Below are 21,082 nucleotides of genomic sequence, written 5' to 3' on the forward strand. Positions count from 1 at the left end.
ACTAGCTCGCGTAGGTCTCGTACTCGGCGACCCTCGGGGTGCCGGTCGAGCTGGTGATCTCGAAGGTGATCTTGCGCAGCGAGGTCGCGGGGAAGGTGATGACGCGCGCCCCGGTGCCGGAGGCCAGGACGGCGCCGGTGTCGGCGTTGACCACCCGCCAGGACCCGATGTTGCCCACCGCGCCCGACGCCTCGCGGATGTTGATCGAGGAGACGGTGGTGGCCGAGCTCCACTTGATCGAGACGGAGCCGGTCGAGCCGGACGGCGACCAGTAGGTGTTGAGGTTGCCGTCCCGCACGTTGCCGTAGCTGGTGCCGCTGGCCTTGCTGCTGCCGTCCGAGTCGCCCGCGAGGCTCAGGTTGGTCCCGGTCGGCGGGTCGGTCGGATCCGGGTCCGTCGGATCCGGGTCCGTCGGGTCGGGGTCGGTCGGGTTCGGGTCGGTCGGGTCGGGGTTCTGCGGCGTGCAGTTGCCGTCCGACTCCCGCAGCCCCTTGTTGGCGCCCGCCGTCTGGCTCACGACGCTCGGCACGCAGCTGGCGGCGTCCAGCGTGTAGGAGTAGGGGATGCTGACCGAGGTGTTGGACTGCGGGTTGGGCCCGGCCGGGTTGGTGTCCGTACCGGGGCTCGACCAGGTCACGTTGTCGAACGTGTTGCCGTTGACCTGCCAGTAGCCGGCCTCGGAGGTGTAGAAGGTGCCGAGGACGTCCTTGGAGTCCTCGAAGTAGTTGTTGTCCACCCTGGCGCGCGCCCCGGCCCGGGAGTTGATCCCGGACTCGTTGAGGTTCACGTAGTGGTTGTTGTAGATGTGCGCGATGCCCCCGCGCAGCAGCGGGGTGCGGGAGTCGATGTTCTGGTACAGATTGTGGTGGTAGGTGATGAAGCCGTTGGAGCGGTCGCTCTCGCTCGACCCGACGAGCCCGCCGCGGCCGGAGTTGCGCAGGATGCTGTAGGACAGCGTCACGTACTGGGTGTTGTCCTTCAGGTCGAAGAGCCCGTCGAAGCCCTCGGACTCGCCGCCCGACGCCTCCAGCGTGACGTGGTCGACCCAGACGTTGCGGACGTCGCTCTCCATGCCGATGGCGTCGCCGCCGTTGGAGGTGGGGGAGCCCGACTTCTTGACGTTCCTGACCGTCACGTTCTGGATGATGATGTTGCTGGCCTCACGGATGTGGATGCCCAGCTGGTCGAAGACGGCTCCGCCGCCGACGCCGACGATCGTCACGTTGCTGATCTGCTTGAGCTCGATCACGCCGTCGGCGGTGTTGCAACTGCCGCCCGACACCTTGCTGGTGTTGCCGTGGTTGATGGTGCCCTCGACCTGGATGGTGATCGGGGTGCTGCTGCTGGCCCGGCCGCACAGTGCCTGGTGGATCGCGGTTCCGGTGGTGGCCCGGACGGTCGCTCCGCCGGCGCCGCCCGTGGTGCCGCCGTTCTGGGTCGCGTAGCCCGTGGCACTGCCCGACGCCGCCGACGCCTCAGGCATCGACAGCACCACGCCGGTCATGACCAGCATGGCCAGCAAGGCCAGCGCCGCGTACATACGTGGCGCGACTGAACCTCTCATTGTCGGCTCGCCCTTCGTGTGGGGGGTGCGTGGAGGCCGCCGTGCCGTGCCCCGCCGAGACACCCCGGCACCGCACGGAGACCTGTTGCGGGAAGCCGCCGTCGCGGAACCGCGAGGGGACGGCCTGGAACGTGTACGTGACGGTGCCGTAGGCCCGTCACCCCGTCCCGGGGGCGAAGGGGCACGCCCGAACACTGGTGGCTCACGTGCAACGTGGAGCGGGGGATGGAAGGTGACGGGAAAGCGGGGATGGGAAAGCGCTTTCTGTTCGGCGACAATAGGTTGATGCCGGGCGAGCTGACAAGGGATCGGCCGATACGAGTTCGAGCGCGGGGGCCCGTCCTCGTCAGCGGAAGATGGCGAGGGCGTCCAGCTCCAGACGACGTCGACGGGCGGAAAGCTGCTGACTGATTGATTGACCATGATTGGTCGTACCGGGGTATAGCTTTCCGTCATGGATCAAGGGATGGTTTCGGCGACGCGGGCCGCTCGGATACTCGGGGTGTCAACGCGGACGCTGCGCAGGTATACGGCTTCTGGGGTGCTGGCTGACCGGCGGTCTCCGGGTGGGAAGCGGATCTTCTCCGTGGTGGAGTTGGAGGCGTTGCGCACGGAGGCCGGGAAGCTCCCGGACGTTGAGGGCGTGGTGCTGTATGGCCGGGTGTCGTCCCAGCGGGAGCGCGCCGAAGGGGGTCTTGATCGGCAGATGGCCCGGTTGCGGAAGGCCGCTGCGGGACGGCCGGTGGTGGGCGAGTTCTTCGACGTTGCTTCGGGGCTGTCGGACCAGCGGCGGGGCCTGCGGCGGGCGATGCCGTGGGCCACCAGCGCCTCGGCGTAGGGGCGGAAGGTGGCGAGCACGATGGGGGTGAGGAACGGCCGGTGCACGTTGGCCTTCGGGAACTCCCCGCTGACCAGTTCCGCCGCCGGCTGGCCCGAGGGGAAGACGAAGTCGTAGCCGTCCAGGTTGCCGTTGGCCATCGCGCGCGAGCCGGGTGCCCGCGTCATGTGCACCTCGATGTTGTGGCGCAGCAGGATGCGCCTGACCTCGGCGTCCTCGAAGAACTCGGTACGGGAGGCCGCCCGGCCCTCCAGTGTGACGACCCGCTCGAAGGGGAGTGGCAGCACGCCACCGAGGGACAGCAGGAGGCAGCCGGCCAGCACTGCGGCGAACACCGGGCCGGCCGACCCGAAGAACCGCCGGTGCACCCGGAAGAAGGAGGGCGGCGCTTCGATCGTTAGGAGTGGCTGCTCCACAGTGCTGGCTCCCCCGTCACCCGACGCTCCCCATGCGCGGGACCACCAGGACAGGCAACCACCCACCGGTGGCATCGGCCGGTCGCCGTTGTGGCCGTCACGCCAACGCGGCGTGGATGAACCGTGAATGCCTCAGGGAGAATCCGTCGCGGCGCACTCCGGGACGACGAGCCCCCGACGCGGGTCACTGACGGCCCGAGGTCTCCAGGCGGTTCGCGATCGCACGCAGGCCGAGGGCCAACTCATCGGCGTCCGGGGCCCGTTCGGGATCGACCAGCCACTGGTGGATGAGGCCGATGGTGAGCGCCATGTGGACGGAGCCGATGGCCCGCGCCGTGCGCTCGTCGACCTCGGGATCGGTCTCCGCGTCCACGCCGTGCAGCTCCCTGGCCATCCGGGGGCGGGACGCCTCGAGCGCCTCGGCGATCTGCCGGCGGATGTCAGGGGACCGCTCGGCCTGGGCGTACGCCTCGACGGCGGCCAGCAGCATCGGGCGGTCGGCGGAGACCGACGCGATGATCCGGGACCACATCCGGTCGAGGCGCTCCGCGTCGTCCCCGGCCGCCGGCTCGGCGGGCGGCACGGTGCGGTCGCCCCACTCGTGCAGCGCCTCCAGGAGCGCGGCGTTGAGCAGCGCCTCCTTGGAGCCGTAGTGGTAGTTGAGGGTGCCGAGCGGGGCTTCGGCGGCCGCGGCGAGGTCGCGCGAGGTGATGCGGGCGTAGCCGCGCTCCGCCAGGAGCCGCCTGGCCCCGACCATCAACCGCTCCCGGTGTCCCATGCGGCCACCCTACCCCCGGCCGTTGAACGGTCGTTCAGACCAGCCGCCGGACGGCCGCGGCCGCCTTGAGGTCGGCCCACAGGCCGGGGCCCGCCGTGACCCGCGGACCGAGCCGCAGCACCGTCGTCTTCTCCCGGCCGCGGACGTGGAGCCGGACCTCGGTCGGCCCCGGGTGGGCCAGCACGGCCTCCTTGAGGCGGCGCACCGCGGCGGGGGTGATCGCGGACTCGGCCATCTCCAGGCGGACGGGGGCGTCGGGGCCGGCGTGGCTCAGGTCGGGGACCTGGAGTTCCATGGCGACGAGGCGGGGGACGTCCTCGCGCTTGTCGAGGCGGCCCTTGACGAAGACGACGGCGTCCTCGACGAGTTGGGTGGAGACGAGCTGGTAGCTGGCGGGGAAGAACATGCAGTCGAGCGAGCCGCCGAGGTCCTCGACGGTGGCGATGGCCCAGGGGTTGCCCTGCTTGGTCATCTTCCGCTGTAGACCCGAGATGATCCCGCCGACGGTGACCACCGCCCCGTCCGGGTAGTCGCCGCTCAGGGTGGCGATCGTCGCGTCCGCGCGCTCCGTCAGCAGGTGTTCGAGGCCGGAGAGCGGGTGGTCGGAGACATAGAGCCCCAGCATCTCCCGCTCCTGGGCGAGCAGTTGGGGCTTGGGCCACTCGGCGTCCGAGAAGGCCACCGGCGGGCCGAGCGCCGGCGCGTCCGCGCCCGCGCCCCCGGTGCCGCCCGCGCCGCCGAAGAGGTCGAACTGGCCCTCGGCCTCCCGGCGTTTGACGGCGACGGCGGCGTCCACCAGCGGTTCGTACGCCTCCGCGAGGCCCCGGCGGGTGTGGCCGAGCTGGTCGAAGGCGCCGGCCCTGATCAACGAGTCGGTGGCGCGCTTGTTGCAGGCCACCGCCTCGGCCTTGTCCAGGTAGTCGGTGAACGAGGCGTACTTCCCCCTGGAGTCGCGGGCCCGGATCACCGAGTCCACCACGTTCCGGCCCACGTTGCGGACCGCCGTAAGACCGAAGCGGATCCGGTCGCCGCCGTTGGGCGTGAAGTCGGCGTCCGACTCGTTGACGTCGGGCGGCAGCACCCTGATGCCCATCCGGCGGCACTCGTTGAGGTAGAGCGCCATCTTGTCCTTGTCGTCCTTGACCGAGGTCAGCACGCCGGCCATGTACTCGGCCGGGTGGTTGGCCTTGAGGTAGGCCGTCCAGTAGGAGACCAGGGCGTAGGCGGCGGCGTGCGCCTTGTTGTAGGCGTAGCCGGCGAAGGGCACCAGGACGTCCCAGACCGCCTGGACCGCCTCGTCGGAGAACCCCTTCTCCCTGGCGCCCTGTTGGAAGGTGACGAACTCCCTGGCCAGCACCTCGGGCTTCTTCTTGCCCATGGCGCGGCGGAGCAGGTCGGCCTGGCCCAGCGAGTAGCCGGCGAGCACCTGGGCGGCCTTCTGCACCTGCTCCTGGTAGACGACGAGGCCGTAGGTGATCTCCAGCACGTCGCGCAGCGGATCCGCCAACTCCGGGTGGATCGGGGTGATCTCCTGCTGGCCGTTCTTCCGCAGCGCGTAGTTGATGTGGCTGTTCATGCCCATCGGTCCTGGCCGGTAGAGCGCGGTGACCGCGGTGATGTCCTCGAACTGGTCGGGCCGCATCAGCCGCAGCAGCGAGCGCATCGCGTTGCCGTCGAACTGGAAGACGCCCAACGTGTCGCCACGGCCGAGGAGTTCGAACGTGGCGCGGTCGTCGAGCGGCAGCGCGAGCAGGTCGAGCCGGGTGCCGCCGTCGCGTTCGATCAGCGCGAGGGCGTCGTCCATGATGGTGAGGTTGCGCAGGCCGAGGAAGTCCATCTTCAGCAGGCCGAGCGACTCGCAGGTGGGGTAGTCCCACTGGGTGATGGTGACCTGGTCCGTGTGCCTGACCCAGACCGGGATGTGGTCGGTGACGGGCTCGCTCGACATGATGACGCCGGCGGCGTGCACTCCCATCTGCCGGACCAGGCCCTCCACGCCCCTCGCCGTGTCGATGACCTTCCTGACGTCCGGCTCGTTCTCGTACATCGACCGGACCTCGGCGGCCTCGGCGTGCCGTGGGTGGTCCTTGTCGGTGATGCCGGAGAGCGGGACGCCCTTGCCGAGGACGTCGGCCGGCATGGCCTTGGTGATCCGGTCGCCGACCGCGTAGGGGTAGCCGAGGACGCGGGCCGCGTCCTTGATGGCGTTCTTGGCCTTGATGGTGCCGTAGGTGCCGATCAGGCAGACCTTGTCCGCGCCGTACTTCTCGGTGACGTAGCGGATCACCTCGCCGCGCCTGCGCTCGTCGAAGTCGATGTCGACGTCGGGCATGGAGACGCGCTCGGGGTTGAGGAACCGCTCGAAGATCAGCCCGTGTTCCAGGGGGTCGAGGTCGGTGATGCCCATCGCGTACGAGACGAGTGACCCGGCGGCCGAGCCGCGCCCTGGGCCGACCGCGATGCCCTGGGCCTTGGCCCACATGATGAAGTCCGCGACCACCAGGAAGTAGCCGGGGAACCCCATCTGGACGATGACGTCCATCTCGTACTCCGCCTGGTGGTGGTGCGCCGCCGGGACGCCGCCCGGGTAGCGGCGGGCCATGCCGCGCGCCACCTCCTCGCGGAACCAGGAGACCTCGGTGTGGCCGTCCGGCACGTCGAAGCGCGGCATCAGGTCGTGTTTCTCGAACCACCCCGTGGTGTCGACGCGTTCGGCGAGGCGTGTGGTGTTGGCGCAGCCCTGCTGCCAGGCGTCGGAGGAGTCGATGGCGTACATCTCCGCCGGCGGCTTGAGGTAGTAGCCGGTGCCGTCGAACCGGAAGCGGTCCGGGTCGGAGAGGTTCTTGCCGGTCTGGACGCAGAGCAGCGCGTCGTGCGCGCTCGCCTCCTCGGCGTGGGTGTAGTGGGAGTCGTTGGTGACGATCGGTGGGATGCCGAGCTTCCTGCCGATCTCCAACAGCCCGTCGCGGACCCGGGTCTCGATGTCGAGGCCGTGGTCCATCAGCTCGAGGAAGTAGTTCTCGGCGCCGAAGATGTCGCGGTAGTCGGCGGCGGCCTTCATCGCCTCCTCCGGCTGGCCGAGCCGCAGCCGGGTCTGCACCTCGCCCGATGGGCAGCCGGTGGACGCGGCCAGGCCGGTGGCGTGCGCGGCGATGGTCTCCCGGTCCATCCGGGGCCACTTGACGAAGAAGCCCTCCGCGTAGGCGTCGGAGGAGAGCCGGAACAGGTTGTGCAGGCCGGTCCTGTCACGCGCCCAGATGGTCTTGTGGGTGTAGCCGCCGGAGCCGGAGACGTCGTCCCGCTTCTGGTGCGGTTGCCCCCAGCGCACCCGGCGCCTGTGTCGGCGGGACTCCGGCGCGACATACGCCTCGATCCCGATGATCGGCGTGACGCCGGCCGCGGTGGCCTGCTGGAAGAAGTCGTACGCGCCGTGCAGGTTGCCGTGGTCGGTGATGGCGAGATGCGTCATTCCGTGCTCCCGACACGCGGCGAACAGGTCCCGCAGCCGGGCCGCGCCGTCCAGCAGCGAGTACTGGGTGTGGACGTGGAGATGGGTGAAGCCCCGGTCGTTCGCGTTGCCCATGGGAGCACACCCTACCCAGGTTTTGAACGAGCGTTCAGGACGCTCGTTCAAAACGGAGGAAACGCGGATGCGGGCGGCCTGCCGGCGGCCTAGGGTCGACGGCATGGGGACGGGGACGGTGGGCGAGTTGCTGAACGTGGTGGACGTCGAGGCGACCTGCTGGTCGGGGGAGCCGCCGGCCGGCCAGGTGAGCGAGATCATCGAGATCGGGCTGACCGTGGTCGACCTGGCCGCGCGGGAGCGGCTCGGCCGCCATCGGATCCTGGTGCGGCCCGCCAGATCGCGGGTCAGTCCCTTCTGCACCGAACTGACGGGGCTGACGCAGGCCGAGGTGGACGGGGGCGTGTCGTTCGCCGAGGCGTGCCGGCTGCTGGCCGTGGAGCATGAGGCGGGCCGGCGGCCCTGGGCGAGCTGGGGCGACTACGACCGCAACCAGTTCACCCGCCAGTGCCGGGCGGCCGGCGTGCCCTACCCCTTCGGTGCCCGACACACCAACGCCAAGCGGGCGTTCACTGACGGCTACCACCTGGACAAGCGCCCCGGCATGGCGCGCGCCCTGGAGATCGCCGGGCTGCCGCTCGACGGCCGGCACCACAGCGGCGAGGACGACGCGTGGAACATCGCCGCGCTGGTCCTCGACCTGGCGGCCCGCGGTTCCTGGCCCCCGGCGGCCACGGACGCCGACGCGTAAAGCGGTGGCGCGCCAAGGCCGTCGCGGACGACGATGGGCCGCGTGAGTGACGAACCCGCACGATGGACCCAGGCCACCGTCTACCCCGACATGTGGGCCGATCCGGACGACGACCCGCGCAACGAGGACTCCAGCCCGGACGGCGAGCTGGCCACGCTCGAGGACTACCTGGTGAACTACCGGCTGACCCTGCGCATGAAGTGCGAGGGCCTGGACGCCGAGCAGTTGGCCCGCCGGTCGGTGCCGCCGTCGACGATGTCGCTGCTCGGCCTGGTCAGGCACCTGGCCGAGGTGGAGCGTGACTGGCGCAACTGGATCACCGACGGCGACCCGCTGCCGAAGCTGTACGGGGCGCGCGACGCGGACTTCGACGGTGCCGTCGCCGAGCAGGCCGTGGTGGACGCCTCGTTCGCCGACCTGGCGCGCGAGCAGGCCGCGACCGACGCGGCGCTGGCCGAGCACCAGGATCTGGGGGAGCGGCTGGGGAAGAACCGGATCGCGGTCCGGGAACTGCTGGTGCACCGGATCGAGGAGTACGCCAGGCACTGCGGGCACGCCGACCTGCTGCGCGAACGCGTCGACGGACGAGTGGGCCAGTAGCCGGGCGGGCCGGCGCGGCGCTCGGCCGCGCCGCGCCGACCCGACCCGACTCATCGGGCCGTCAGGTGGCCGCCGGCGTCGGGCGGCGGGGGAGCAGCGCGGTGGCGGCCAGGGCCACGGCGAGCAGCGCGGCGCCGAGCCACAGGGTGTCGTGGAAGGCGGCGCCGACCGTCGTGACGTCGGGCGCGCCGTCCCGGAGCCCGGCGAAGAAGAACGTGCCGAGCACGGCGACGCCGACGGCGGCCGCGAGTTGGGTGACGGTGTTGAACAGCGCCGATCCGGAGCCCGCGTGCTCGGGCGGGACGTCCGCCAGCGTGAGCTGGATGACGGGCGCGACGACCAGGCCCATGCCCGCCCCACCGAGCGCCACGCCGGGCAGCAGGTCGAGGAAGCCGGTGTCGCCGGAGGCGCTCGCCGCCGTCCCGGCCATCAGCAGCATCGCGAGGGCCAGCGCCACCAGTCCGGCCTGGACGGTGAGCCGGCCGATCCTCGGCAGCAGCACGGCGGCGCCCACGCCGGCGAACACGGCGACCGCGATCGACCAGGGCACCAGGGTGAGCCCGGCCCTGGTCGGGCTCATCTGGACGCCCACCTGCAGAAACTGCATCAGCACCATGAAGAAGCCCATCACCGGTACGAAGAACAGGAGTTGGACCAGCAGCCCGCCGGCGAGCGAGCGGTGGCGGAGCAGCGAGACGGCGATCAGCGGCGAGCCGCCGGCGCGTTCGGCCCGGCGCTGCGCGACCGCGAACCCGGCGAGCACCGCGATCCCCGCCAGCACACAGCCGGTGGCCCAGCCGGGCCAGTGCGCCTCGTCGGACGCGGCGATCAGCGGGTAGAGCACCAGGAGCAGCCCGGCGGAGGAGACGAGCACCCCCGGCACGTCGAGCCGCGGGGCCGCCGCGGCCCGGCTCTCCGGCAGCAGGCGCAGCGAGGCGTAGGCGGTCGCGAGCCCCAGCGGCACGTTCACCCAGAAGACCAGCCGCCAGCCCGTGCCGGCCAGGTCGGCCTCGGTGAGCAGCGGTCCGAGGATCGGCCCGAGGGTGGCGGCCAGGCCGGTGAGCGAGGCGAACCCGGCCATCGGGCCACCCCGTTCGTGTGGCGCGTAGAGCAACTGGATCTGGGCCAGCACCTGGGGCACCATCGCCGCCGCGAACAGCCCCTGGGCCACCCGGCTGGCGATCAGCATGCCAGGATTCAGGGCCAGGGCGCAGATCGCCGACGCGGCGGTGAAGCCGAGCACGCCGACGACGAGGACCCGCCGGTGGCCGGCGATGTCCCCGAGCCTGGCGCCGCTGATCAGGCCGGTGCCGAGCGCCAGCGTGTAGGCGCTCAGCATCCACTGGAGCTGGGCGGGCGAGGCGTCGAGGTCGGCCTGGATGGAGGGCAGGGTGACGGTGAGGATCGTGACGTCGATCAGGTCGATGAACGCCGCGAGCAGGATGGCCGTCAGGGCCAGCGTTCGGGACTTTCCAGCCGGCGGGGATGACACCCGTGGCTCCTCTCAACCGGTGATGCGCGGAGGCGTGAGATTTAGCTGAGCGAGGCAGATGCTGCATCGCTCATTATCTGAGCGAGTAAGATAAATCCCCGAGTGAAAGGCGTCAAACCCGTGCCCGAGCCAGAGCCCGCGGCTGCCCGGCTGATCGACGAGATCCTCTATCTGATGCCCGACATGGCGACGGCGACGGTGCAGCTCAACGAGCTGGTGGCCGCGCGCCTCGGCGTCTCCACCACCGACCTGCAGTGCCTGCACGCGCTCGCCAAGTCCAACGGGCCGCTCAGCGCGGGCGAGTTGGCCAGCCGCCTGTCCCGCACCACGGGCGCCGTCACCCGGATGATCGACCGCCTGGAGGCCGCCGGCTACGTCGGGCGCGAGGCCGACCCGCACGACCGCCGCCGGGCGCTGGTCCGCGTCACGGAGCGCGGCGAGACGCTTCCCGCCTCCTACTACGACGGCATGGGCCGCCGCGCCACCGACCTGCTCTCCCGCTTCGGCGACCGCGAGCTGCGCGCCGTCCTCACCTTCGTCGCCGCCACCCGGGACGACGCGACCGCCGAGGCCACGCTGCTGCGCGACGCGCCGAACCCGAAGGACCGGGGCCGGGCGCGGTGAGTCAACGACCCCACCTCGACGCGCTGATCATCCTCGAACGCGCCGGGCAGGTGCTGCTCGCCGAGCGGGCCGACACCGGCTACGCCGACGGGCTGCTCAACCTGCCGAGCGGCAAGGTGGAACACGGCGAGAGCGTGGTGGCCGCCGCGATCCGCGAGGCGCGCGAGGAGGTCGGCGTCGACCTCGACCCGCACGCGCTGCGGATCGTCCACACCATGCACTACCGGACGCCCGAGGGCGCGCCACGCGTCGGCTTCTTCTTCGCCACCGCCCGGTGGGACGGCACGCCGCACAACGCCGAACCCCACAAGTGCGCGGGGCTGTTCTGGCACGACCCGCACCGCCTGCCGACCACCGTGGTCCGCTACAACGCGCTGGGCATCGGCCACTACCTGCGCGGCGAACCGGCGTCGGTGCACGGCTGGTAGGCCCACCCCGCCCGGTTCAGGCGGGCGGCGGGACGTCGGACGGCGGGCGGTCGGGCGTCAACCCCAGGGCCCGCGCGGCCACCCGATGGACGAGCTGGTCCTCGGGCCCGCGGTTCTCCTTGAGCCGGTCGAGCTCCCCGGGGCCGAACCAGCCGAACTCCGGGTGCTTCTCCCACTCCAGGGCCGGCGCCGCCAGATCGCCCACCACGTCCACCAGGTAGTCGGCCTCGTGGCGGCGGCCGAGGCCGTCGTCCCCCACCCAGGTCAGCACGCCGAGGAAGCGCCGCACCCGGCACACCCGCCAGCCGGTCTCCTCGGCGACCTCCCGGACCAGCGCCGCGAGCAGCGACTCGCCCGGCTCGACGTGACCGCCCACCAGGTCCCAGGTGTCGGGGAAGAGCCGCCGCCGCGGGCTGCGGCGCTGGGCGAACACCTCGCCCCGCTCGTTCAGGATCGCCGCGCTCACCGCCCACAACTCGCCGGGCGCCGGCACCGGGAACTCCACGCCCGGATCCACCGCGACGGGCCGCCCCGCGTCGCCGGCGGCGGAGGAAGAGAGCCGCGTCATGCCCGCCAGCCTAATCCCGGCCCCGATCGCCACCCCGGCCCCGGCCCCGGCCCCGTCCCCGGTCCTCGCCGAGCATCCCCTCCAGCCGGTCGAACCGGTCCCGCAACTCCCGCATGGCGTGCTCCGACTGCGTCACCGCGCGCCGCCGCCGCTGCTCCCGCCCGACGAACCACGCCGCGATCACCACCTGCTGGTGCAGCGAGCGTCGGCGGCGCTGGTTCGTCAGCGCCGTGATCGTCCGGCTGAGGAACGCGGGCACCATGGGGGGATGGTGCGGTACGGCCCGGCGCCGGATGGGCCGGCACGCCGGGTGGCCCGGGGCGCCACCTGATCGGTCCGCGTCCCCCACGCCACCCCGCTATGCCATGTCCGCCCGCTCCACGGCCAGCGCCTCGGCCAGCGAGAGCTCGGCGCCCGCCACCAACCCGGCCGCCAGCGCCGGCTCACCGAGCGCCGCCAGGATCGCCCGCTCGGCGCGCTCCACGTCGTCCCGCTCCCCGGCAGGCAACGGAGCTCCCACCGCCGCGCGGGCAGCCGCGGCCGCGCCGAGCAGCCGGGCCGCGATCCCGAACCGGCCGGCCGCGGCCGCCGCGCACCCCAGCCCCTCCACGGCGAGCGCCACCGCCCGCGGGTCCCCACCGGCCACGGCCGCCGCGCCGCCCTCCTGGTGCAGCCGCCGCGCTCCCGCCGGATCGCCCCGAAGCTCCGCCACGAACCCCAACTGGGCCAGCACGAACGCCCTCCCCGCCGTACCGCCGATCCCGCCCAACCAGTCGAGCCACGGCCGCAGATGCCGCTCCGCAGCCGACAACCGCCCCTGCCGTCGCGCCACCAGGCCGAGACCGATGTCCGCGAACTCCTCCGCCGCCCGGTCGCCGTGCTCCACCCCCAGCCGCCGCGCCCGACTCAACGCCTCGTCGGCGCCAGCCAGATCCCCGGAGAGCAGCGAGAGGCGGCCCAACCCCGAGAGCCGGAACGACACGTCCGACCACAGGCCGAGCTCCTCAGCCCCGCGCAGCCCGGCCCGCAGCCACCCCTCGGCCTCCGCGTACTCCCCGGCGATCTCGGCCCGCATCCCCAGCGCATAGCCGGCCTCCAACTCGCCCCAGCGATCGCCGAGCTCGCCGAACAGCTCCAGGGCGGCGGCCGCGTCCGCCGCCATCGTCGTGAAGTCCGCCCGCCCCACCGCCAGTTTGGCCCTGGTGCTCAACGCCGCCGCCTCCCCCCATCGGTCGCCGAGCCGCCGGAACGTCGCCAACGCCCGCCCCACCCGCGCCTCGTGCTCCCCACGATCGCCGAGCGACCAGTGCGACAGCGCCAGGAACCACTCCGCGAACGCCAGCGCCGCCGGCTCGTCGAGACCCGCGAAGCCACGCAGCGCCGCCTCGTCGCGCGCCTCGCCCTCCGCCGGGTCGAGCGCCGCCATCCCGGCCAGCCACGCCCGGGCCACCGCCCGGTCGACCGCGGGCGCCGGCCCCTCGGCGGCCAGCGCCAGCGTCAACGAACGCCGCGCCTCGCCCCGGCGGCCACGCAGAAACCAGTACCAGGACGACGAGTTGGCCAGCCGCAAGGCCCGCTCCGCCAGGCCGCGCCCCGCCGACCACTCCAACGCCGCCCGCAACTGCGCCGCCTCCGCGTCGAGCCGGGCGAGCCACTCGCACTGCCGAGGCCCGCGTAGCTCGGGCGCCGCCCGCTCCGCCAGCGCCGCGTAGTAGCCCGCGTGCCGGTCCCGCACCGCCTCCTCCTCGCCGGCCTCCCGCAGCCGCTCCAGGGCGTAGGCCGCCACCGACTCGAGCAGCCGGAACCTGCCCTCCTCGGCCACCACGAGCGAACGGTCGACCAGCAGGGTCAACGTGTCGAGGCCGCCCCCGCACACCCGCGCCACCGCGTCCCGCGAGCAGCCGTCGGCCAGCACCGCGAGCCGTCGCAGCAGCACCCGCTCCGGCTCGCCCAGCAGTTCCCAGCTCCAGTCGATCACCGCCCGCAGCGTCCGTTGCCGAGGCGGCGCGTCGCGCGCGCCGGCCGAGAGCACCATGAACCGGTCGTCGAGCGCCACGGCCAACTCCCGCACGCCCAGCGTTCGCACCCGGGTCGCGGCCAGTTCCAGCGCCAACGGCAGCGCGTCGAGCCGCCGGCAGATCGCGGCCACCGTCGCACGGTCGGCCTCGTCCAGCCGGAAGCCCGCCGCTGCCGCCGTCGCCCGCGCCGCGAACAGCCGCACAGCGTCCGGTAGTTCGAGCGAACCGACCGGGTAGACGTGCTCCCCGCGGATCGCCAGCGGCTCCCGGCTGGTCGCCAGGATCCGCAGCCCGGGCGCCGCCGCCAGCAGCCGGGCCGCCAACGACGCCGCGGTGTCCAGCAGGTGTTCGCAGTTGTCCAGCACGAGCAGCGCCTGCCGATCCCGCAACGCCTCGGCCAGCCGCCCTGTCAGATCGGCGCCGTCCTGGGCGTCGTCCCGCATCCCGAGCGCCGCCGCCACCGCCTCTGGCACCTCGTCCGCACCACAGGCCGCCAGCTCCACCAGCCAGACGTCGTCGGCGAGCGTGGCACCCGACGCCCGCTCGGCCACCGCCAGCGCGAGCCGGGTCTTGCCCACCCCGCCGGTGCCGGTCAGTGTCACCAGCCGGCAGCCCGGGAGCAGCCGCCCGACCTCGGCGAGCTCCCGGTCCCGCCCGAGCAACTCGGTGAGCGGCACCGGCAGTCGGGGCCGGGCACCGGCCGACCGCGCCGGGACCGCGAGGTCCTGTCGCAGGACCGCCGCGTGCAGCGTGACCAGCTCGGGGCCGGGATCCACCCCCAACTCCTCGGCCAGACCCAGGCGAACCTCCTCGAACACCGCCAACGCCGCGTCCTGCCGGCCCGCCTGCCACAGCGCGCGCAGCTGGATCGCGCGCAGCCGCTCCCGCAGCGGATGGACGACGACGAGCTCCGCCAACTCACCCAACAGCGCCTGGTGTTCCCCCAATCCCAGCCGCGCCTCGGCCCGCAGCTCGACCGCCGTCAGCCGCTGTTCGGCGAGCCTGGCCGCCATCGGCCGGCCGAACTCCGCGTCCGCGTGATCGGCGAAGGCCGGGCCCCGCCACAGCGCCAACGCCTCGTCCAACAGCGCCACCCGCGCCGCCGACACCGCCCCCGAGCCCCGGGCGAGCAGGGCGACGAACCGGTCCGCGTCCACCGCGCCGGGCGCGGCGCTCAGCGCGTACCCGGCCGGGCCGTGCGCCACCAGCGCCCTGCCGCCCCGCTCCGCGCCGGCCAACGCGCCCCGCAGCTGCGAGACCCGGGCCTGGAGGGTGCCGACGGGGTCGCGCGGCGGGCGGTCGCCCCACAGGTCCTGGACCAACCGGTCGACCGGGACCGGCTCGCCGCCGTGCGCCAGCAGGTCGGCGAGCAGCGTCCGCACCTTGGCGTCCGGGACGGTGACCGGCTCACCCTCGTCCGTCCACACTGCGAGCGGGCCCAGCACTCCGAAGCGCATCCCGCCAGGTTAACCGGCCCCTTCGGGCCCACCCGTGGCGGAACCGTGGGCGACCCGAGGCGACGAGACGCACCGTGGGGCCCGTCGAACGACCGCATGTCAACGATCTTGGAGACGACACGATGACCGACCGCACGCCGGAACCCGTGACCGTGATCGGTCTGGGCGCCATGGGCTCCGCCATGGCCACCGCACTGCTGGACGCCGGCCACCCCGTCACGGTGTGGAACCGGACCGCCGCCAAGGCGGAACCCCTGGTCGCCAGCGGCGCCAGGCTCGCCGCCTCGCCCACCGAGGCGCTGGCCGCCAGCGAGTTGACCGTGTTGAGCCTCGTCGACTACGCGGCGATGCACGCGATCCTGGACGACGCCGAGCCGTCCGCGCTCCGCGGCCGGGTGTTGGCGAACCTCAGCGACGACACCCCGGAGCGGCTGCGCGCGGCCCACCGCTGGGCGGTGGAACGCGGCGTCGAACTGTTGACCGGCGGAGTCATGACGCCGCCACCAGGCATCGGCAAGCCCGGCGCCTACGTCTTCTACGCCGGAGCCGAGGCGGCCCTGGAAGCCCACCGGGACGCCCTCGGGGCGCTCGGCCGACCCGACCACCTCGGCACGGACCCGGGGCTCGCGATGCTCCACTACCAGGCGCTGATCCTCGTGTTCTGGTCGGCACTGACCAGTTACTTCCACGCCGCCGCGCTGCTGGAGACCGCGGGGGTGCCGGCCGCCGAGGCGCGGTCCCACGTGGTCGGACTGCTCCGCGACCTCACCGCCGAGGGACCGCTCGGCTTCTTCGACGGCGTCACCGAGCAGATCGAACGCCGCGTCTACCCGGGTGAGTTCAACAGCCTGGACATGCAGGTCACCGGTGCCCGGCACCTGGTGGAGACCTTCGCGGACGCCGGTCTCGGCACCACGTTCCCGACCGCCCTGTGGGAGCTCTTCCGCCGCACCGCCGCGGCCGGCTACGGCGCGAACAACCTGACCAGCGTGATCGAACTGATCAGGAAGCCGGGGGAGTAGCCGCCTGAGCGGCGTGAAGTGGTCCGGGCGCCCGCTGGTGTTGGGGGCCTTGGACGCCCGGACCGGTCTCAGGCCGCCGGCAGGATCTCGACGGCGTTCAGGTGCCCGGTCTCGCCGGACACCACCAGGTTGAGCACGCCGTCCGTCACCGAGACGTTCGCGTACGTCTGCGCGGTGGCGGTGTTGGCGGCGGGGGCCAGCCGGCCCGTCACCGAGCCCTCGACGGTGACGTTGGTGCGCGCCGAGCCGGTGGCGTCCCCGACGCTGACCCGCACGTCGTAGACGCCGTTGGGCACGTTGGCGCGGAACTCGTACTGGCCGTTGAAGAGGGCCACGAAGTCCCGCTGGAGCTCGTTCATCGCGGTGCCGCGGTCACGCTCGATCAGCCCGCTGCCCACGATGCCGTAGCCGCGCGCCGCGGTGTAGGCCGTGGCGGCGGTGACCTGCGTGAACGAGGAGGCGACCGGGCCGCTCGCGGGGCCGAGGTCGTAGACGTCGCTCACCGTGTCCCGCACCAGGGAGGAGAGCGCCAGGCCCTCGCCGCGCACCTCGCGGGCGATCAGCCGGGCCATCTGCAGCGCCCCGTACCGCTGGAAGTGCGTGTCGTCCGCGGTGCCGTTCGGGCGGCCCGGGTACTCGCCGGGGTCGGTGTGCAGGAAGACGTCCTTGGCGGCCTCGGGGCCGATGGAGTCGAGGTAGGCGCGGCTCGAAGCGGAGAGGTCGATCAGCGGCGCGTTCTCCTCCCGGGCCACCTCGACGGCCCGTTGCACGTATTCGGGGAAGGAGACGTTGAACTGGCCGGTGGTCGCGTTGAAGGAGCGGCGCGAGACGGGGGTGACGATCACCGGGATGGCGCCGCGGGCGCGGGCGCCGCCGATGTAGTCGTTCCGCAGGTACTCCTTGTAGTCCGCCGGGGAGGTGTACCGGTCGGGGATGGTGGCGGAGGCGTCGTTGTGCCCGAACTGGACGAACAGGTAGTCGCCGGGCTGGATCTGGTTCAGGATCGTCTGGAGCCGGCCCTGTTCGATGAAGTTGCGTGAACTCCGGCCGCCGATGGCGTGGTTGGCGACGGTCACGTCGTCGGCGAAGTAGCGGTCGAGGACCTGGCCCCAGCCCGTCTGCGGCTCGTAGCTGGAGTTGTACGTCTGCGCGGTGGAGTCGCTCGCGATGTAGACGGTCGGGCCGGCGGCGGCCGCCGCGGCCGTGCCGGGCAGTCCGACGGCCGCCGCGGCCGCGGCGGCGACCACGGCGAGCGCGGTGCCGGCGGCTCTCAGGATTCCTTTCATCCATCACTCCCGTGTGCTGGACTCAGGCGCCGACCGCGGGGGCCGGGGATCGCGTCGAACGTGAATCGATTCATTCGATACCCGCGAAACCTCGTTGGTAAGCGCTTTCAAGGGAACGGCGGAAGCGTGGCAAGGCCGCGCCCGACTGTCAACAGACGTGGCTCACGAGGACGTTGAACGGTCGCGGGGCGCGCCGAACGGTCGCCTCGGCGCCGGAGGCGGAATCGGCGGCCGGAGGCGAGAGCGGGTCGCGGGGGAGACGGGGCTGGGCGGCGCGACCGTCAGGCGAAGCCCAGCTTGGCGGCCCGGAGCTTGGCCACCGCCTCCTCGTCGCCCTCCAGGGTGACCTTGGCCGCGTCCTGCCGACCCGAGGCGAACATCAGCAGCTCGCCGGGCTCGCCGGTGACCGTGACCACCGGGGCGCCCTTGTGCGCGACGGCCACCTGCCCGTTCGGCCGGCGCAGCACGAGCCCCACCGGGCTGCGCCGCCCCATGATGCGGGCGCCCGACTCGACCCGGCGCCACAGCGCGTCGGCGAAGACCGGGTCGAGCGGCCGCGGCGACCACTCGGGCTGGGCACGCCTGATGTCCTCGGCGTGGACGAAGAACTCGACCGTGTTGGCCGCCTCGTCGACCTGCTTCAGCGAGAACGGCGACACCCGCGGCGGCCCGAGCCTGATCAGCTGGATCAGCTCGTCGTACGGCTTGGCGGCGAACTCGTTGCGCACCCGCTCGCCGCGGGCCGCCAGCGGCTTGATGATGATGCCGCTCGCCGCGTCGGGCCGGCGCTCCCGCACCACGACGTGGGCGGCCAGGTCCCGGGTCGTCCAGCCCTCGCACAGGGTGGGAGCGTCCGGGCCCGAGGTCTCCAAGAGATCGGCCAGCAGCAGCCGTTCACGCTTCGCATGGGTAGACATGATCTCCACCTTAGGGTCTGGGGCGGCGGGGCGGCAGAATGGACACATGCCCAGCTCCCCCGCTCTCGACCCGGCCGTCGCCGCCCGCCTCAAGCGGAATCCGGACGGCCTGGTGCCCGCCATCGCCCAGCAGTACGACACCGGCGAGGTACTGATGCTCGGCTGGATGGACGACGAGGCCCTGCGCCGCACCCTCACCACCGGGCGTTGCACCTACTGGAGCCGCAGCCGCCAGGAGTACTGGGTCAAGGGCGACACCTCGGGCCACGTGCAGCACGTCAAGTCCGTGGCGCTCGACTGCGACGGGGACACCGTGCTGGTCAAGGTCGACCAGGTCGGCGCGGCCTGTCACACCGGGGACCGCACCTGCTTCGACGCCGGCTCCCTCCCGGTGGGGCCTGCCTGACGATCCCCGGTGGGCTCGCGACGCGCCCCCAGCCTGGCGGCTGGGAGGTGCCCCCAGGCATCCCGCCTGGCTGCGTTGCCGAATCGCGTGAGTACGACCAAGTACGAGCTGCGATCCGGCGCCTTGCCAGACGGGCGCCATCCGCCGCTCGCTGATCCACCGGGAATCATCAGGCAGGCCCCTGGGCAGTAGGCTCAGCCGGCATGGACCTCGACCGTTTCCGGGTGCTCGCCAAGGAGCGCCGGGTGATTCCCGTCACCCGCCGGCTCCTCGCCGACGGCGACACCCCCATCGCGCTCTACCGCAAGCTCGCGGGTGAGCGCCCCGGCACCTTCCTCCTCGAATCCGCGGAGAACGGCCGCACCTGGTCGCGCTACTCCTTCGTCGGGGTCCGGAGCTCGGCCGCCCTCACCGTCAGGGAAGGCCGCGCCCACTGGCTGGGCACCCCGCCCGTCTCGGTGCCGCGCGAGGGCGACCCGCTGCACGTGCTGCGCGAGACGCTGCGCGCCCTGCACACCCCACGGGACCCGGAGCTGCCGCCGTTCACCGGCGGCCTGGTCGGCTACCTCGGCTACGACGTGGTGCGCCGCCTCGAGTCGGTCGGCGACAGCACCCGCGACGACCTGGCGCTGCCCGAGCTGACCATGCTGCTCGCCTCCGACCTGGCGGTCCTCGACCACCGCGACGGCACGGTGCTGCTGATCGCCAACGCGATCAACCACAACGACCTGGACACCGGCGTCGACGAGGCCCACGCGGACGCGGTGGCCAGGCTCGACGCGATGGAGGCCGACCTGGCCAGGCCCGCGCCCGCCGGCGCCGTGGCCCTCCCGCCCTCCGAGCTGCCGCCCTTCACCGCCCGCTGGGGCGGCCCCGACTACCAGGCGGCCGTCGAGCGGGTCAAGGAGTACATCAGGGCGGGCGACGCCTTCCAGGTGGTGCCCTCGCAGCGCTTCGAGACGCCCTGCCCGGCCAGCGCGCTCGACGTCTACCGGGTGCTGCGGGCCACCAACCCCAGCCCCTACATGTACCTGTTCAGGTTCGCCGGCGAGGGCGGCGCCTTCGACGTCGTCGGCTCCAGCCCCGAGGCCCTGGTCAAGGTCGAGGACGGCCGGGCCATGCTGCACCCGATCGCCGGCACCCGGCCGCGCGGCGCCACCCCGCAGGAGGACGCGGCGCTCGCCGAGGAGCTGCTCGCCGACCCCAAGGAGCGCGCCGAGCACCTGATGCTGGTCGACCTCGGCCGCAACGACCTCGGGCGGGTCAGCCGCCCCGGCAGCGTGGAGGTGGTCGACTTCATGTCCGTCGAGCGCTACAGCCACGTGATGCACATCGTCTCCACCGTCACCGGGCGGCTGGCCGAGGGGCGCACCGCCTTCGACGCGCTCACCGCCTGCTTCCCGGCCGGCACCCTCTCCGGCGCCCCCAAGCCGCGCGCCCTCCAGATCATCGAGGAGCTGGAGCCGACCAGGCGCGGCGTCTACGGCGGCTGCGTCGGCTACCTCGACTTCGCGGGCGACGCGGACACCGCCATCGCCATCCGCACCGCCGTGCTGCGCGACGGCGTCGCCCACGTCCAGGCGGGCGCCGGGGTGGTGGCCGACTCGGATCCGGTCGCCGAGGACACCGAGTGCCGGAACAAGGCGGCGGCCGTGCTCAGGGCGGTGGCCACGGCCGGGAAGCTGCGAGGTAGCGTGGAGGCGTGAAGCGTGACCCCAATGCCGGCAGTTCGAGCGCGCCGCGGCGCGCCCTCGCCGGCGCGCTGCTGAGCGGCGCGGCCGGGGCCGCCGTCGTACTGATCGCCGCCGGCCAGACCTGGGGCGAGGGCGAGGCGTCGGCCGCGGGTGCCGAACTCCCGGTGACGGCCAACGGCAACGCCGTCTCAGCCCTGCCCAGCGCCCTGGCCCTGGTCGGACTCGCGGCGCTGGTCGCCGTGTTCGCCGTCCGCAGCACCGGCCGCACCGTCGTCTCCTCGGTGCTCGCGCTCAGCGGCGCCGGATCGATCGGCGCGGCGCTGCTCGGCGCGGGCGACACGGACGCCCTCGAGGGGAGCGCGGCCGAGGTGATGGGCCTCAGCGAGGCCGCCGTCAGCAGCGTCAGCCACACCGGCTGGCCCTGGGTCTCCGCGCTCGGCGGCCTGCTGCTGCTGTGCGCCGGGCTGCTGGCGCTGAGCTACGGCCGGCAGTGGCCCGCCATGTCCGCCCGCTACGAGCGGACGGGACGCCGCGCGGAGCGGCGCGGGCCCGGGGCGACCGGGCACGGCGACCGCCCCGAGGACATCTGGCGGGCGCTCGACCGGGGCGAGGACCCGACCTGAGCGCTCCGCCTGGGCGCTCCGCCTGAGCGCTCCGCTGGAAAACCGGTGCGGGGCCGTCCCGCGCGGGCTTCTCCCCG

18 protein-coding genes are annotated in these 21,082 nt (G+C 73.0%); 9 read left to right on the forward strand and 9 right to left on the reverse strand.

What is annotated here, in order from left to right:
* Position 1 precedes the first annotated feature (1 nt).
* Positions 2 to 1,564, reverse strand: coding sequence for a pectate lyase family protein (locus tag ACYVPE_RS01480; RefSeq protein ID WP_461031482.1), 1,563 nt, complete (start codon positions 1,562 to 1,564; stop codon positions 2 to 4).
* Between the two features lie 466 nt (positions 1,565 to 2,030).
* Here ACYVPE_RS01480 and ACYVPE_RS01485 point away from each other — a divergent pair, with 466 nt between their 5' ends.
* Entirely contained in the window at positions 2,031 to 2,402 is a 372-nt protein-coding gene (locus tag ACYVPE_RS01485; protein WP_461031483.1) for a MerR family DNA-binding transcriptional regulator, read from the forward strand.
* Positions 2,403 to 3,002: 600 nt separating this feature from the next.
* Here ACYVPE_RS01485 and ACYVPE_RS01490 read toward each other — a convergent pair.
* Positions 3,003 to 3,596: a TetR family transcriptional regulator gene (locus tag ACYVPE_RS01490; RefSeq protein WP_461031484.1), complete on the reverse strand. Its 594-nt coding sequence runs from the start codon at positions 3,594 to 3,596 to the stop codon at positions 3,003 to 3,005.
* A 34-nt stretch (positions 3,597 to 3,630) separates the two neighbouring features.
* The gene (dnaE, locus tag ACYVPE_RS01495; RefSeq protein WP_461031485.1) at positions 3,631 to 7,179 is read right to left on the reverse strand and encodes a DNA polymerase III subunit alpha; all 3,549 of its coding nucleotides are present in this window, start codon (positions 7,177 to 7,179) and stop codon (positions 3,631 to 3,633) included.
* Positions 7,180 to 7,282: 103 nt separating this feature from the next.
* Here dnaE and ACYVPE_RS01500 point away from each other — a divergent pair, with 103 nt between their 5' ends.
* A complete protein-coding gene (locus tag ACYVPE_RS01500; protein ID WP_461031486.1) occupies positions 7,283 to 7,870 on the forward strand; it encodes a 3'-5' exonuclease in 588 nt (195 codons plus the stop codon).
* Positions 7,871 to 7,903: 33 nt separating this feature from the next.
* Entirely contained in the window at positions 7,904 to 8,470 is a 567-nt protein-coding gene (locus ACYVPE_RS01505; RefSeq protein ID WP_461031487.1) for a DinB family protein, read from the forward strand.
* Positions 8,471 to 8,531: 61 nt separating this feature from the next.
* Here ACYVPE_RS01505 and ACYVPE_RS01510 read toward each other — a convergent pair whose 3' ends face one another.
* Positions 8,532 to 9,962, reverse strand: a complete 1,431-nt coding sequence (locus tag ACYVPE_RS01510; protein WP_461031488.1) for an MFS transporter — start codon at positions 9,960 to 9,962, stop codon at positions 8,532 to 8,534.
* A 120-nt stretch (positions 9,963 to 10,082) separates the two neighbouring features.
* On the opposite strand from ACYVPE_RS01510, the gene ACYVPE_RS01515 reads away from it, so the two are divergent.
* Positions 10,083 to 10,586, forward strand: a complete 504-nt coding sequence (locus ACYVPE_RS01515; protein WP_461031489.1) for a MarR family winged helix-turn-helix transcriptional regulator — start codon at positions 10,083 to 10,085, stop codon at positions 10,584 to 10,586.
* Entirely contained in the window at positions 10,583 to 11,014 is a 432-nt protein-coding gene (locus ACYVPE_RS01520) for an NUDIX hydrolase (protein ID WP_461031490.1), read from the forward strand. The genes ACYVPE_RS01515 and ACYVPE_RS01520 overlap by 4 nt, the downstream gene beginning before the upstream one ends.
* 16 nt (positions 11,015 to 11,030) lie before the next feature.
* Here ACYVPE_RS01520 and ACYVPE_RS01525 read toward each other — a convergent pair whose 3' ends face one another.
* The 3 genes from ACYVPE_RS01525 to ACYVPE_RS01535 form a co-directional block, all read right to left on the reverse strand.
* A complete protein-coding gene (locus tag ACYVPE_RS01525; protein WP_461031491.1) occupies positions 11,031 to 11,582 on the reverse strand; it encodes an NUDIX hydrolase in 552 nt (183 codons plus the stop codon).
* Between the two features lie 10 nt (positions 11,583 to 11,592).
* The gene (locus ACYVPE_RS01530; protein WP_461031492.1) at positions 11,593 to 11,844 is read right to left on the reverse strand and encodes a hypothetical protein; all 252 of its coding nucleotides are present in this window, start codon (positions 11,842 to 11,844) and stop codon (positions 11,593 to 11,595) included.
* Between the two features lie 96 nt (positions 11,845 to 11,940).
* Positions 11,941 to 15,057 carry a BTAD domain-containing putative transcriptional regulator gene (locus ACYVPE_RS01535; protein ID WP_461031493.1) on the reverse strand — a complete coding sequence of 1,039 codons (3,117 nt, stop codon included), beginning with the start codon at positions 15,055 to 15,057 and terminating at the stop codon, positions 11,941 to 11,943.
* Between the two features lie 122 nt (positions 15,058 to 15,179).
* On the opposite strand from ACYVPE_RS01535, the gene ACYVPE_RS01540 reads away from it, so the two are divergent.
* On the forward strand, positions 15,180 to 16,079 hold the full coding sequence (locus tag ACYVPE_RS01540; RefSeq protein ID WP_461031494.1) for an NAD(P)-dependent oxidoreductase: 900 nt from the start codon (positions 15,180 to 15,182) through the stop codon (positions 16,077 to 16,079).
* Between the two features lie 68 nt (positions 16,080 to 16,147).
* Here the strand turns inward: ACYVPE_RS01540 and ACYVPE_RS01545 are convergent, their stop codons facing one another.
* Together ACYVPE_RS01545 and ACYVPE_RS01550 are read right to left on the reverse strand one after the other, a co-directional pair.
* Positions 16,148 to 17,365 (reverse strand): rhamnogalacturonan acetylesterase, encoded by a 1,218-nt coding sequence (locus ACYVPE_RS01545; protein ID WP_461031495.1) that lies wholly within the window; start codon positions 17,363 to 17,365, stop codon positions 16,148 to 16,150.
* Positions 17,366 to 17,646: 281 nt separating this feature from the next.
* On the reverse strand, positions 17,647 to 18,282 hold the full coding sequence (locus ACYVPE_RS01550) for a TIGR03085 family metal-binding protein (protein ID WP_461031496.1): 636 nt from the start codon (positions 18,280 to 18,282) through the stop codon (positions 17,647 to 17,649).
* Positions 18,283 to 18,328: 46 nt separating this feature from the next.
* Between ACYVPE_RS01550 and hisI the strand changes: the two genes are divergently transcribed.
* The 3 genes from hisI to ACYVPE_RS01565 all read left to right on the forward strand — a co-directional run bounded on the left by hisI (position 18,329) and on the right by ACYVPE_RS01565 (position 21,005).
* On the forward strand, positions 18,329 to 18,688 hold the full coding sequence (hisI, locus tag ACYVPE_RS01555) for a phosphoribosyl-AMP cyclohydrolase (protein ID WP_461031497.1): 360 nt from the start codon (positions 18,329 to 18,331) through the stop codon (positions 18,686 to 18,688).
* Positions 18,689 to 18,891: 203 nt separating this feature from the next.
* Positions 18,892 to 20,394 (forward strand): anthranilate synthase component I, encoded by a 1,503-nt coding sequence (locus tag ACYVPE_RS01560; RefSeq protein WP_461031498.1) that lies wholly within the window; start codon positions 18,892 to 18,894, stop codon positions 20,392 to 20,394.
* Positions 20,391 to 21,005: a TIGR02234 family membrane protein gene (locus ACYVPE_RS01565; protein WP_461031499.1), complete on the forward strand. Its 615-nt coding sequence runs from the start codon at positions 20,391 to 20,393 to the stop codon at positions 21,003 to 21,005. Before ACYVPE_RS01560 ends, ACYVPE_RS01565 begins: the two co-directional genes overlap by 4 nt.
* The last annotated feature ends 77 nt before the right edge of the window (positions 21,006 to 21,082 follow it).

Source organism: Streptomyces mayteni (genome assembly GCF_054783955.1).